The 14,673-nt window shown below is 36.5% G+C and carries 11 protein-coding genes and 1 riboswitch; of the genes, 4 read left to right on the forward strand and 7 right to left on the reverse strand.

Going from position 1 to position 14,673, the window contains the following annotated elements; translation table 11 throughout:
• Window positions 1-3 precede the first annotated feature (3 nt).
• Complete coding sequence (locus ORL93_RS10570) at window positions 4-249, reverse strand: hypothetical protein (RefSeq protein ID WP_018782315.1); 246 nt, start codon at window positions 247-249, stop codon at window positions 4-6.
• A gap of 419 nt (window positions 250-668) precedes the next feature.
• On the opposite strand from ORL93_RS10570, the gene ORL93_RS10575 reads away from it, so the two are divergent.
• Window positions 669-866 carry an alpha/beta-type small acid-soluble spore protein gene (locus ORL93_RS10575; RefSeq protein WP_003195499.1) on the forward strand — a complete coding sequence of 66 codons (198 nt, stop codon included), beginning with the start codon at window positions 669-671 and terminating at the stop codon, window positions 864-866.
• Between the two features lie 48 nt (window positions 867-914).
• On the opposite strand, the gene ORL93_RS10580 is transcribed toward ORL93_RS10575, so the two are convergent.
• The 6 genes from ORL93_RS10580 to ORL93_RS10605 all read right to left on the reverse strand — a co-directional run bounded on the left by ORL93_RS10580 (window position 915) and on the right by ORL93_RS10605 (window position 8,729).
• The gene (locus ORL93_RS10580) at window positions 915-1,649 is read right to left on the reverse strand and encodes an amino acid ABC transporter ATP-binding protein (RefSeq protein ID WP_018782316.1); all 735 of its coding nucleotides are present in this window, start codon (window positions 1,647-1,649) and stop codon (window positions 915-917) included.
• A 31-nt stretch (window positions 1,650-1,680) separates the two neighbouring features.
• The gene (locus tag ORL93_RS10585; RefSeq protein WP_018782317.1) at window positions 1,681-2,379 is read right to left on the reverse strand and encodes an amino acid ABC transporter permease; all 699 of its coding nucleotides are present in this window, start codon (window positions 2,377-2,379) and stop codon (window positions 1,681-1,683) included.
• Window positions 2,366-3,166 carry an amino acid ABC transporter substrate-binding protein gene (locus ORL93_RS10590; RefSeq protein WP_265959034.1) on the reverse strand — a complete coding sequence of 267 codons (801 nt, stop codon included), beginning with the start codon at window positions 3,164-3,166 and terminating at the stop codon, window positions 2,366-2,368. Before ORL93_RS10590 ends, ORL93_RS10585 begins: the two co-directional genes overlap by 14 nt.
• Window positions 3,167-3,680: 514 nt before the next feature.
• Window positions 3,681-4,523 (reverse strand): GNAT family N-acetyltransferase, encoded by an 843-nt coding sequence (locus ORL93_RS10595; RefSeq protein ID WP_265959035.1) that lies wholly within the window; start codon window positions 4,521-4,523, stop codon window positions 3,681-3,683.
• A 454-nt stretch (window positions 4,524-4,977) separates the two neighbouring features.
• Window positions 4,978-6,978, reverse strand: coding sequence for an ABC transporter ATP-binding protein (locus ORL93_RS10600; RefSeq protein WP_265959036.1), 2,001 nt, complete (start codon window positions 6,976-6,978; stop codon window positions 4,978-4,980).
• The gene (locus tag ORL93_RS10605; protein ID WP_265959037.1) at window positions 6,975-8,729 is read right to left on the reverse strand and encodes an ABC transporter ATP-binding protein; all 1,755 of its coding nucleotides are present in this window, start codon (window positions 8,727-8,729) and stop codon (window positions 6,975-6,977) included. Before ORL93_RS10605 ends, ORL93_RS10600 begins: the two co-directional genes overlap by 4 nt.
• A gap of 841 nt (window positions 8,730-9,570) precedes the next feature.
• Between ORL93_RS10605 and ORL93_RS10610 the strand changes: the two genes are divergently transcribed.
• From ORL93_RS10610 to ORL93_RS10620, 3 genes are all read left to right on the forward strand, one after another.
• Window positions 9,571-11,010, forward strand: a complete 1,440-nt coding sequence (locus tag ORL93_RS10610) for an NADP-dependent glyceraldehyde-3-phosphate dehydrogenase (RefSeq protein ID WP_265959038.1) — start codon at window positions 9,571-9,573, stop codon at window positions 11,008-11,010.
• Window positions 11,011-11,397: 387 nt separating this feature from the next.
• A riboswitch (Lysine riboswitch) is annotated at window positions 11,398-11,580 on the forward strand.
• 151 nt (window positions 11,581-11,731) lie between these two features.
• On the forward strand, window positions 11,732-13,156 hold the full coding sequence (locus ORL93_RS10615; protein WP_006093664.1) for an amino acid permease: 1,425 nt from the start codon (window positions 11,732-11,734) through the stop codon (window positions 13,154-13,156).
• Between the two features lie 69 nt (window positions 13,157-13,225).
• Window positions 13,226-14,431, forward strand: coding sequence for an ABC transporter permease (locus ORL93_RS10620; RefSeq protein ID WP_265959039.1), 1,206 nt, complete (start codon window positions 13,226-13,228; stop codon window positions 14,429-14,431).
• The last annotated feature ends 242 nt before the right edge of the window (window positions 14,432-14,673 follow it).

Genomic DNA, 14,673 nt, shown 5'->3' on the forward strand with positions numbered 1-14,673 from the left:
TTATTACACCAGTTTCACCGTTAATTCAGTTTGTGTACCACACGTCCCGCAATAGAAAACATGAACACAATATTGCTGAGAATTCTCCCCTGTTAAACCGTCTACCTCTATTAATAAATCTTGATCCATATATGCGCTATAAGCATCTGTATAATCTACAACTTTCCCATAATCTTGGAGTACATTCAGGCAACTTTGACAAGAATATACTTGAGCTTCTAGTGCATTGCAAAGTGGACATATTCCCATTTATAACTCCTCCAATCATAGAGGTTTCATATTTACAATTAGTGTGACCTTCTTTTAGAAAAATACAAATTAAAAAAACGAAATAAACTCCTTCTTTTTAGGTGGGAGGGAGCATCCGGCCATGCATGGAAGCATTCAGATCCTTTTCCTGCCCCATGCCAAGTGAAAACACAGAGAGAAAAAGAGTGCAGGTCACTTTTCGTTATCCATAGCTGTAACTTATATGCTGAAAAATTAAAATCGGTATATATTTTTACAAAATTTACAAATTATTAACTCGCATATCTTTCTACGTAACATCCATACTATGAGTAGATTCACTTCAAACGATGGATTAGCGCCAAACGAGGCGATAATCTGGTTCAACTCCAGCTAATCCAACCAAAAAAATTTCTATACTTTAAGGAGGATATATTCCTATGGCAAACCAAAACAATCCATTAGTAGTACCAGGCGCAACAGCTGCAATCGATCAAATGAAATATGAAATCGCTCAAGAATTTGGTGTACAATTAGGAGCAGATTCTACAGCTCGTGCAAACGGTTCTGTTGGTGGCGAAATTACAAAACGTTTAGTAGCAATGGCTGAGCAAAGCCTTGGCGGATACCAAAAATAAATATATATGGCAAAAAAGGTCTCAAGCATTCGCTTGAGACCTTTCTTTCTACCCTAGCATTTGTAAAAATCGCTTCGTTCGTTCTTCTTTTGGATTTGTAAATACTTCTTCTGGTGTACCTTGTTCCACAACAACGCCGCCATCCATAAAGATAACACGATTCGCAATTTGATGAGCAAAGCGCATTTCGTGCGTTACAATCACCATCGTCATTCCTTCTTGTGCAAGTTCCTTCATTACCTTTAGGACCTCTTGTACAAGTTCTGGGTCTAACGCTGACGTTGGTTCATCAAATAATAAAACTTCTGGTTCCATCGCGAGCGCACGAGCAATTCCAACGCGTTGTTGCTGGCCACCAGATAGTTGGAATGGATATAACTCCATTTTGTCACCAAGTCCAACCTTCTCAAGGAAATATGTCGCTTTTTTCTTCGCTTCTTCTTTCCCTACTTTTTTCACTGTAACAAGCCCTTCCATTACATTTTGGATTGCTGTTAAATGAGGAAATAAATTATGATGCTGGAACACCATACCTGTTTGTGTACGAAGATTTACAATATCTTTCTTCGTTACTTTTTTAGAGAAATCCAGCTCTTTGTCACCAATGCGAACAATACCTGCATTTGGTGTTTCTAATACATTCAGGCAACGTAAAAATGTTGTCTTACCAGATCCAGATGGCCCAATAATGACAACAACTTCACCTTTCTCCACTGATAAATCAATATGCTTTAGTACCGTGTTATCACCGAAACTCTTTTGTAAATGTTGAATTGAAATCATAAAAACAAAAACTCCTTTTATAAAAGGATTATTATTTAAGCGTATAACGTTCTGAACGTTTTTCTAATATTTGTTGCACGATAGATAATAAGAAACAAATCGCCCAATAAATAAGACCTGCTTCAAAATAAACAATTAAAAATTCATAGTTCATTGCTGCAATTTCCTGTGCTTTTCGAAACAGCTCTGTTACTAAAATTAATGATGCTAATGAAGTATCCTTCACTAAGCTAATAAACGTATTCGAAAGCGGTGGAATCGATACACGTGTCGCTTGTGGTAAAATAATGCGTTTCAGCGCCTGTGGATATGTCATCCCAATTGTATATGCTGCTTCCCATTGTCCTTTTGGAATAGACAAAATAGAAGCACGAATAATTTCAGATGCATATGCACCAACATTTAATGAAAAACCAATAATAGCTGCTGTATATGGATCAATCTCAATTTTTAAAGTTGGAAGCCCATAGAAAATAATAAACAATTGTACAAGAAGTGGTGTTCCGCGAATAATAGATACATAGATACGAGCAATCCATTGCAGTAGGCGACTACCTGAAATACGCGCTAAGGCCGTCAAAGTCGCCAATATAAGACCAATCGCGAACGTGATAAGCGTTAATGGGATTGTCGTGAAAAGAGCACCCTCTAGCATAGGCATGAAGGATGCTTGCATAATATCTATCCATGTAGATAATCGATCTGTAATCAATGCATTACTTAGATACATTTTCACCGAACCATTTTTTCGTTATTTTGTCATACGTACCATCTTTTTTCATATCTTCTAACGCTTTATCTACTTCTTGTACAAGCTTATCGCTACCTTTACGGAATAAGAACCCACTTTGTGACGCTTCTTTTTCTGTTGCTGCAATTTTAATGTTTGCATCTTTTTTCGTTTGTAAATAGTTTAACACTGATAATTTATCATTGATTGTGAAATCAACGCGACCTGTATTAAGTAGTTCTACTGCTTGACTAAAGCCTTCTACACCTTGAATCTTCGCACCATTTTTCTTTGCAAGATCTGCATAGTTACTTGTTAAAGACTGCGCTGCTGTTAATCCTTTTACATCTGTAAATGAAGCAGGTTTATCTTTATCCTTTGCAACGACAAGTGCTGCTGAAGAAGAAATATACGGTTTAGAGAAATCATACTTCTTTTGACGATCTTCACGAATTCCGACTTCATTCGCAACCATATCGAAACGTTTTGCATCAAGCCCTGCAAGCAAACTATCCCATTGTGTTTCTTTAAATACTGGTTTCACGCCGAGACGTTTTGCAACTTCTTCTGTTAACTCAACGTCAAATCCAGTTAATTTTCCACTTCCATCGTGGAATGTAAACGGTGGGTATGTACCTTCTGTACCAACAACGAATTCACCGCTTTTTTTAATTTGTTGCAATGCATCTTGACTAGTAGCTGTATCTTTTTTCTCTTCTTTGCCACAGCCCGCCACAATACCGATTGCTAGTGTAGCTACTGCAAGCACTGAAAATAATTTCTTCATGATATTAGTCCTCCAAGTATTCTGATAGGAATTTAAAAACTATATTGATTGTATGCAATCTTGAACAATTTTTCAATGAAAATGTTCGTCATTAGTGTATCCTTTTTTTTCATAATCAAACAACATGATATAAAATCGCCACACACAAAAAATAAGTAACATTTTTTAATATAGCACTTATGATGGAAAAGGTAAAACAATACTTACTTTATCTATATGAATATAAATTGAAAACCATTCTTTTTTAGATGGGAGAGCGGATCCGACCATGCATAAATGCGGGCAGGGCCTTTTTTTGCCCCATGCCGTGTGAAAACAAAAGGAGAAAATGAGTAGAAGTCTTCTTTTCTCCTTCATAGTCATAACTGGGCTGTTGAAAGATCAATATGGATTTTTCTACACAAAAAGCTATGTTAAACAATGTTGTTTTTTTTGAGATAAAGAAAGGGAACTCCTATTATTGAGTTCCCTTGTTCCCTTAAAGCTCCCGATTGTGGAATAATGAGTGTTTAATTTACAAGAACTTTCGATAAACCTGTGTATTATGAAGCGGCTTAAAGCCTAAAGAGGTGTACAACCTCTCAGCACTTTCATTTCCCTCTAGAAAACATATTCGGATTTCTTCGTATCCTTCTTCTAACATCTCGTTCATACCGAATTGTAAAGCCTTACGTCCATATCCATTTCCTTGGTAACTTGGAACAACCATTAAATTATCTAATATCCCTTCTCCAGTAGTAACTGATGCAACAATTTGTTCATTTTCTAACACTAAATATACATTATTTTTATTGTTTAATTTGTATTTTTTTACACCGTCTTCTGGAGCAAGGTAAGGTTTAATATCATTCTTTTCGTACAACTCGTAATAACATTCCTGTACCATTTTTACAAACTGGTCAAAAAATCTATCTTCATATTTAATCAACTCAATGTCTGCTTTAGGAAAAGTTCCTCCCTTGTATACCGATTCAAGTGAACCCCACCATTTTTCAAACCCCATTTTCTTAGCAAAGCCAATAGGATTTTCTGATTCGACTCTCATATAAGTACACACAAAATCTGGTTTTGTTTTAGAAATTACCTCTTCCATTGCTTTATATAATGTAGAACCAATACCTTTTAAACGGGAATCTGGTTCTACATAAACACTGATTTGAGCAATAGACTCTCCAGCACTATTTGTATAGACAGATGAATATGAGAACCCTTCAATTCCATTTTGTTCATATAGGAGAAATTGCATAGAATTTAGGACAATATCATCTAAAGAACCTACCTCTTCTTCTATCCCCATACTTTTTATTAGATTTAATATACTGACCTTATCTTCTTTTCCCCTATAAACACGTATCATTTAGATAATCCCCCATCTCCCATTTAATAGTTAGTCTTCTGCTAAATTCGGTTATTACTTAGTTAAATTTTCTTATGCTTATTCCTCAATCCTATGCTTTAACGAAACATCAAACAATCATCAGTCCGGAAAATTCTGATAAATCAAGTTTATCAGAGGTTAACTGCTCTCAACAATCATTTTACTAACTATGGGATTATCATTTTGACAAACAACGACAAAAACAGAGGCAGCTGCCCCTGTTTCTCAACACTCTTAAAAGAGCTTGCCTTTAAGAATCTAATACACAATACCCGATCATTCCGCACAATAATAAAAAGAAAGCAATGTTAAATGTAACTGATAATTCTTCCATCTCTATCTCCCCCTTGCTTCCAACATATCACATGGATAAGGAAAGGGATGAGAGCATTTGTAAACATTGCTTTAAAGTTTTCTGAACATTTCGTGAAAGTTACGCACTTTGACTTCCTTCTATTTGCGTTTTATACATTTCATAATAACGACCCTTTTTCTGCATTAATTCTTCATGTGACCCTTTTTCAAGAATAGTCCCTCGATCGAGCACAATGATTTGATCTGCACTCTTAATTGTGGAAAGGCGATGTGCAATAATAAATGTTGTTCTTCCTTTCTTTACAACTTCTAGTGCCCCTTGAATCATTGCCTCAGTCTCTGTATCAATACTTGAAGTCGCTTCATCTAACACTAAAATGGCAGGATCGAATGCTAACGCACGTGCAAAAGATATAAGTTGGCGCTCTCCAGTCGATAGGGTACTTCCTTTTTCCGTAATTTCTTCTTCTATATTGTTAGCAAATCGTTCTGCCCCTACATCATGCAGTACTTTTACAATTCGAGCCTTTGAAATCTTTGGATGTTCTAAACTTACATTCGACGCAACTGTACCACTAAATAAAAATGGATCTTGTAATACAATTCCCATGTGCTCGCGGAGTGCTTGCTTTGGTATATTTTTCACGTCATGCCCATCGATTGTAAGTTTTCCTTTTTGAAACTCATAGAATTGGAAAAGTACATTCATAATAGAACTTTTCCCAGATCCCGTATGACCAACAAGGGCCACCGTCTCTCCTTTTTTTGCCTCGAAAGAAATGTTTTTTAACACTTCATCTTTCCCATTATAAGAAAATGAAACATCATCAAATCGAACATTTCCATTAAGACGTGGTATACGTTCCTCTTCCACTACTTCGCCCTTTTCATCCAGCAGTTCAAATACACGTTCCGATGCAACGCGCGCTTGCTCTAAATTCGCAAGCTGGTTTACCATATTTGTAATTGGTGAGAAGAGCCTTGTTAAATAATCGACAAATGCATACAGTATCCCTAAAGAGATAATCCCAGCAGCGCTCAAAGAGGCACCGCCAAAATACCAAATAACCGCCGTAAAAGCAATGTTGCGTAAGACACCCACTAAATTATGCGATGTCGCTGCATTTAAATTTAAAATTTTATTTTGGTACTTAAAGTAATCTTCATTTAATTCTTCAAATTCTTTCTTTATTGCACGTTCTTGACGAAATGCCTGGATGATAGGCATTCCTTGGATGGATTCATTCACTGTTCCATTAATATCTGATAACCGAGAGCGCATCTTATGATTGTACACAGAGGCATATTTTCTATATACAACAGCCCAAACAATTAAAATTGGTACGATAATTAAACATAACAGCGCTAATTTCATATCAAGTAAAAATAAAGCAATAAAGATTCCGATAATATAAATAAAACTAGAAACAAATGTCGCTAAAACTGTTACATATAACTCCCGAATGGCCTCCGTATCATTCGTTACACGCGATACAATTTTCCCTGCTGGTAAATGGTCGAAATAACGAATCGGTAATGTTTGAATATGAGAAAAGACATCTTCACGCATAATTTGAATGATTTTATTAGATGCTTTCTGTAAGAAAAACTGTTTACCATATGCAAATAAAGATACAACTAACAATAGTGCAAAATATCCTCCGCCAAGTAAAAGTAATCGTTTCATCTCAGGTTCATAAAACGAATACACTTCTTTGGTTGTTAACATTTTTGCTTTATACACTTGCGCTGCTTTTCCACTTTGAACTGTAATAATATCTCCCTTTACAGAACGTGTTCCCTCTGCAGCAACCTTATTAGGTACAAAATAATAAGTGAAACCAACTTGTATAATACGAACTTCTTTTCCTTTTTGTTCACCTTGTTCAAAGCGGTCGCTTCGCTTATACCAAGCTCCGTTATAAAGTACGGCATCGTCCCCTTGCACTGTTTCATGCCATGGTTTCTCAATACCGACAATATGATCATCAATCATTGTCTTTGCTACAAATGGGCCTGCAAGCTCTGCAATAACGAAAATAAATAACATTGCAAGTGCCACAAAAATGGTTCCCTTTACTTTCATAGCGTATTGAAATAACCGTTTTCCAACACTCATATTTTCACCTCACCCTCTACGTTTTCACCCTGCTGTCTTTCAAACTGCTCCGCATACCAGTCACCATTCAAAACGAGCCTATCATGTGTTCCCTCTTCGATAATTTCACCATTATCCATAACGAGAATCCAATCAGCATGCTGCACAGCTGACAGGCGGTGCGTTGTTATAATTGTTGTTTTTCCGCTTCTTTCTCTCCGTATATTTTCAATAATCGCTGCTTCTGTTCGAGCATCCACAGCCGATAATGAATCATCTAAAATTAAAATTTCCGGATTTTGAATCACAGCTCGCGCAATCGAAATCCGTTGTTTTTGTCCACCAGATAGAGAAACACCTTTTTCTCCAACAAGCGTCTCTAATCCTTCTGGAAGAAACTCCAGATCTTTTTTAAATGCTGCAATTTCAATTGCTTTATGAAGCTCCTCCTCATTTGCTTCTCTGTTCCCAAATAAAATATTTTCTCGTGCTGTTTTTGAAAATAGAATATGCTCTTGTGGTACATATCCAATCCAGCCTCGTACGTTTTCGGTTGAAATTTCATCAAGCGTAACATTCGACACCGTAATATCCCCTTCTCCAAGTGGATACTGACGAAGGAGTTGGCGAACAAGAGTCGTTTTACCACTTCCTGTTTTCCCAACAATACCAAGCGTTTCCCCTTGCTTTAATGAAAAAGAAACATTTTTCAAATTAAGCTCAGGTGAAGCAGGATACGAAAAGGAAACTTTATCAAAGTCGATATACTCTGGCTCGTGTACACGCGTCGGCTTTTTCACGTTCTTCACGTCAGGCTCATACGCTAACGTTTCATTGACACGATCTAGCGAAGCATTTCCGCGCTGCATGACATTTATTAATTCACCAATCGCAAACATTGGCCAAATCATCATCCCAAGATAAACGTTAAAAGACACAAGTTCACCAAGAGTAACCTTCGATTGGAACACTAAAAACGCTCCATATACAAGACCAATTAAATAACTAAGACCAACTAGCATCTTAACCGTCGGCTGAAACAGTGCATCAATTCTTGCTACTTTCATATTTTTTTCATATACGTCTGTTCCTAATTGATGAAATCTTTGCTCATCAGCTTTTTCCTGTACATATGCACGGATAACACGCACGCCTGCAATCGATTCAAGTACTTTATCATTCATATCTCCAAAAGCATCTTGAGCAATCGTAAAGCGTTCATGTAACTTTTTCCCATATATATTCATCGCATATGCCATAATCGGCAAGGGAAGAAGTGCCGCAATTGTAAGTTGCCAACTGATTGAAAATCCCATCATAAAAACAATTGTGAGCATATATAAACTAGAATCAACAAGTGTCAAAATCCCAAAACCAGCAGTCATAGCAATCGCCTTTAAATCATTTGTCGCTCTCGCCATTAAATCACCAGTACGATTTTTGTGATAAAAGGTCGGCGTCATTTTCAACAAGTGCCCCATAAATTTTGAACGCATCGTTTTTTCAAGCACGAATGCACCGCCAAATAATTGGTGCTGCCATACGTAGGTGAGTACATACCCACCAACTGCCGCCCCAAATAAAATCCAAACATACTGTATAATCACTTCGTTTGTTAAAGACCCTACTTTTATATGATCAATTGTTAACCCAATTACTTTCGGAGGAATTACCTCTATTACATTTACAATTAGAAGCACTCCAATTGCTATGCTATACCTCTTCCAATGTTCTTTAAAAAACCATGTTAACTTTTGTAATACTGAAAACAATGAAATCTCTCCCTTCTCGATCTTGTTTCAGTCTATTTCTGTTATCCACTATCAAAAGCCCCTGCTTTTACACCGTACCAATTGTACTGTTTCACCATAACTTCTCACCTTCCATATTTTTCTACCCCGCTATTTGCGGGCAGTAAAATCCCCACCTCAAGATTCAGCAAGAAATGAGAACGATAGATAAGGGGATAACTGCCCGTAAATGCCCGATTGGTTCAACTAACCATCCGTGGGAGATAAATCCCCCTTACGGATGGAAGTTTCACTTTATCGAAACCATACAAAGTATGGAAACAACCAAAATAGAGACAAAAAAACGCATACCGCCGCTTGACGATATGCGCAAAAACGCATAAAAGCGTACGTTACGAAATACGCAACGTACGCTTTTTGAAAAAACAAAAAAGCACTATCTTTCCGTACGGGTTGCGTAATAATATGAATGTTTCCCACCATGTAATCCAACTAAGCCAGTCATATTTACCATTACAATCATTACGCGCACCCCCTTCATTTATTTTCCATTTTTAATTTTATAACTTTATCAACTTTTCTGTCAATTGTTTTTTCATTATTTTACAAAATAAACTTTTATCACCAAAAATAAAAGATGTACAATACCACTTCGATACTCGAAAAAATTATCTATCGATATTATTATAGATAATCCTATATTTCACTTACAAATAAGGTAAACCCCTTTAAGAAAGGGCATACAAAATAAAAATCACATAAGAAATCGTTTCCATAAACATTTTGTTTGAAAAATGTTCTCAAACCCCCTACAATCACCATATACTCACTCTTACAAGTTGCTATTTTAGGAGGACAAATCATGACAACTAGCAATACGTACAAATTTTATTTAAACGGTGAATGGAGAAAAAGCTCTTCTGGGCAAACAATTGATATTCCATCACCATACTTACACGAAGTAATTGGTAAAGTACAAGCAATTACTCGTGAAGAAGTTGACGAAGCAATTAAATCAGCACAACAAGCTCAAAAAGAATGGGCTGAAGCTTCTCTTCAAGATCGTGCAAAATATTTATATAAATGGGCTGATGAGCTCGTAAATATGCAAGATGAAATTGCCGATATCGTAATGAAAGAAGTCGGTAAAGGTTATAAAGATGCGAAAAAAGAAGTTGTTCGTACAGCTGATTTAATTCGTTATACTGTAGATGAAGCATTACACATGCATGGCGAAAGCATGATGGGCGATAGCTTCCCTGGTGGATCTAAATCCAAGCTTGCAATCATTCAACGTGCACCACGTGGTGTTATTTTAGCAATCGCACCATTTAACTACCCTGTAAACTTATCTGCTGCAAAACTTGCACCAGCTCTTATTATGGGGAACGCTGTTATCTTTAAACCAGCAACACAAGGCGCAATTAGCGGTATTAAAATGGTTGAAGCTCTTCATAAAGCAGGTCTTCCAAAAGGACTTGTAAACGTAGCAACAGGACGCGGTTCTGTTATCGGCGACTACTTAGTAGAACATCCTGGCGTAAATATGGTATCGTTCACAGGTGGTACACACACAGGTGCTCACTTAGCGAAAAAAGCTGCTATGATTCCGCTTGTATTAGAACTTGGCGGTAAAGACCCTGGTATCGTACGTGAAGATGCTGACCTAGGGGAAGCAGCAAAACATATCGTTAGTGGCGCATTCTCATACTCAGGTCAACGCTGTACTGCAATCAAGCGCGTGCTTGTACATGAAAATGTAGCGGACGAGCTTGTTAGCTTATTAAAAGATCAAGTGGCTGAATTAACTGTTGGTTCTCCAGAACAAGACAGTACAATCGTGCCATTAATCGACGATAAATCTGCTGATTTCGTTCAAGGATTAGTTGACGATGCAGTAGAAAAAGGCGCTACAATCGTAATTGGTAACAAACGCGAGCGCAACTTAATCTACCCAACATTAATTGACAATGTAACAGAAGATATGAAAGTTGCTTGGGAAGAGCCATTCGGCCCAATCCTTCCAATCATCCGTGTTTCTTCTGATGAACAAGCAATTGAAATTGCGAACAAATCAGATTTCGGCTTACAAGCAAGTGTCTTCACAAAAGACATTAATAAAGCATTTGCAATTGCAAACAAAATCGATACTGGTTCCGTTCAAATTAACGGACGTACAGAGCGTGGTCCTGACCACTTCCCATTCATCGGTGTGAAGGGTTCTGGTATGGGAGCACAAGGTATTCGTAAGAGCCTTGAGTCTATGACACGTGAAAAAGTAACTGTATTAAACTTAGTATAATATTTCGTGTTAGAAGCTAATCTACGGTTGTAGACTTAGCTTCTTTTTTTATTCCTAGGCTCTGTTATATGGTAATATTTCAGCACAGAAAAAAGAGCTACAATGAGCCCGCTTTCTCTTCTCTCATTAACCAATCCATCACATTCTCAAGTAAAGTTACAGATTAACTATGTTGTTTTTCTAGACTCAAGTGAGACAAAATATCAAAAATATTTGCTTCATTAGGTTAACACACAGATTAACAGAGCCTATTTCTAAAAAAATCCCTCTTCTTTTAATGACAAATTGTTCACTATAGTCTGATTATTACTATATCCATTGACGTATAAAAATTCATTTGTTACCCTTGATTATGTTAATTTAATACATAAATCCTCATTCGTATCTCGGTGAGGTAGAGGTTGCAGTCATTAAGAGTATCATTTCAGGAGATGTAGTGGCATCGATGAATGAATGGGAAAGGAATGGTTGCCGAAGTAAGAAATGCCCACTGTGCATTCTTGCTGGGTCTGCTATTTAATAAGTGCAGAACTGTCACAAACAACTTGTTTGTGGAGAGCTATCGAGAGGTATGTCGTGGGTTTCCTATAAGATAGAAAGCACGTAGCGACAATTACACGTGCTTTTTTTGTTTTGTATGAAGCTTACCTTTCTTTCCTTTTTGGAAGACATACATATCTCCTCGCTTGACTTGGTTATACTAACTTTGGAGGTATTTTTTATGCAACAAAAAAAATGGGGTTTTTGGGTACTGACAGCATTTGTTGTCGGCAATATGGTTGGCGCTGGTATTTTCATGGTGCCTAGTACATTAGCACAAACAGCAAGCCCACTCGGTGTTACATTAGCTTGGTTAACAACAGGGTTTGGTGTTTTAATGCTAGCTCTTGTTTTCGGTAATTTGGCAATTCGTCGTCCTGACTTAACAACAGGACCACAAAGTCATGCATATGCTTTATTCTCATCACCAAAAAAGAAAAAAATGGCTGGTTTCAGCATAGTTTGGGGCTACTGGGTCGCAAACTGGGCAAGTAATGTTGCTATTATTACATCTTTTGCAGGTTATTTATCACTCTTCTTCCCGATTATGAAAGATACACGTATCTTATTTTCAATCGGCTCTTTCGATGTGGAAGTTGGAAAACTGATTACATTTTGCATCTGTTCATGCTTACTATGGGGAACACATATGATTTTAACAAACGGTGTAAACGGAGCCGGGAAATTAAACTTCCTAGCAACAACAACAAAGGTAACTGGATTCCTTCTATTTATCGTTGTTACTTTGTTTGCATTTCAAGCTTCTAAATTTGGACAATGGTACACACCAGTGATTGATAAAGAAGGCGTGTCACATGGACTACTTTCACAAGTGAATTTAGCCGCTCTTACAACACTTTGGGCATTTATCGGTATTGAATCAGCTGTTCTTTTATCAAACCGTGCGAAATCGCCAAAAACAGTAAAGCATGCAACTGTAGCTGGCTTATTACTAACAGTTGCCATTTATTTAGGAATTACCATTTTAACAATGGGTGTTCTGCACATTGATAAACTTCAAACTTCTGAACGTCCATTAGCCGATGCATTAAATGCTGCAATGGGCCACGGCGGTGGGAAATTGATGGCACTACTTGCTCTTACTTCCCTATTCGGCTCTATCTTAGGCTGGATTTTATTAAGCTCAGAAGTACCTTATCAAGCGGCGAAAGAAGGATTCTTCCCTTCCTTCTTTGCAAAAACAAACAAAAAAGGAAGTCCAATTTATTCACTAAGACTGACAAATATTATGTCGCAAGTCTTCCTTTTCTCAACGTTATCAGGGACCATTGCTGAGGCCTATACATTCGTTATTACTGTCTCAACCTTAGCTTACTTAATCCCTTATCTCGTTTCACCAATCTTCCAATTAAAACTCGTTGCAACTGGTGAAACGTATAAAAACGAACCCGGTTCAAGGATTATGGATGGTATTATCGCAGTCATTGCACTTTGCTATGCACTGTGGGTCATTAAAACTGGCTCCTCAGATATAAAAACATTCCTTCTTGGAATCGGCTTATTTGTAATTGGCTTTGCATTTTATCCATTAATGAATCGCGATAAGAAAAAAAATGAAGAAAATAAAAACGAGCAAATTGCTTAAAGCAATTTGCTCGTTTTTATTTTTGTATAAGAAAGAAACCTATATAATAGAAGACAGAGGTGAAAAAACATGTCAATCGAAACACTATGGAGCACTCGTTTCCAAAAGCATATTCAAAACGTCATCATGTACTTTGCACGCATGATTAGCGGTCTACTATATAGTTTCATCTTCGTCTCATGCGTTGGTGCGTATTATTACGCCAAGTTTCTTAAAACATCTCCTTCTAAAGGCATTTCATTAATCATCATTATATCTCTGCTTACCATCATGATAACGAGATGCCCGATTCGTACTTTTATCCAGAAGCCTGACGCTGTCTATTTACTGGCACTCGAAGAGAAATTAACATCTTATTTCAAACAGTCTCTTCTATACAATTATGTCATTCAACTTTTTCCATTGCTATTTACGTTTCTAATCATTACACCGCTAGCAATACAAACATTACAGACAACCGTTCCATTCTTATGTACGATCTTTTTCATTTTAATGTTAATAAAAGGTTGGAACCTATATATCAATTGGATATGGCGCGATCAATATAACAGCCAAATCTGGTTTATTATTCGCTTCACTTGTAATGCACTTATTCTTTATATGCTCTTTCAGTCCGTATCAGTTGTTCTATTAGGTGCAATGCTATTACTTCTTGTCTTCCTACTTGTTTATACAACAAAACAACCAACAAAACAAATTGGATGGGAATATATAATTGAGCAAGAAGAAAAAATGGACATGCACTTTTACCAATTTGCAAACTTTTTCACAGAAGTTCCACAGCTAAAAAAACAAGTAAAACAAAGAAAATGGCTAACAAGTTGGCTAGAACCTATATTACATAAAAAACAATCTACTTTTTTATATTTGAACACTTTATCATTCTTACGTGCGAATGATTATTTTGGTATATATATTCGTTTAACTATTATCGGTTCTTTTATTTTATATTTCGTACCGAATGTATTTGCAAAAGGCGCTATTACTTGTTGTCTCTTATATATGACCTCTATGCAGCTTCGTACTTTATGGAAATATTTTTCGGGAAATAATATTGTAGCATTATATCCTATCTCACACGACACACGAATAAATCAATTTCTCATTCTTGTATTTTCATTAGCAATCGTTCAGCTAGCGTTATTTTCCATTATTTTATTCGCTGCACTACAGGATTTTTTGCCTGTTCTTTCAACTGTTATAGTCAGCATATTTTTCATCAAATTTATTATCTTACCAAAAACAAAAAAACGAATTTCTTCTTCGGGAATTTAAATGAATGATTGTGTATTCTAAAAGAAAAAACAGAAAGTTTAGCTAAAGAAGCTACACTTTCTGTTTTTATATTCTCAACAATCAAATAGATTAGGGAAAATAAAATGAGTAAATTAAAGAATTCATCTGTATCCTCTTTTCTATTTTTTCTTCTTATCTATATCTTTTTGTAAGTGTACAAAATGGCATATTACCTTAGGATCATTCAAGAAAGCATATTTTCCCTTTCTCTCTTTTTCTAC

It is taken from the genome of Bacillus sp. DHT2 (genome assembly GCF_026241455.1).
GTDB lineage: Bacteria > Bacillota > Bacilli > Bacillales > Bacillaceae_G > Bacillus_A > Bacillus_A pseudomycoides.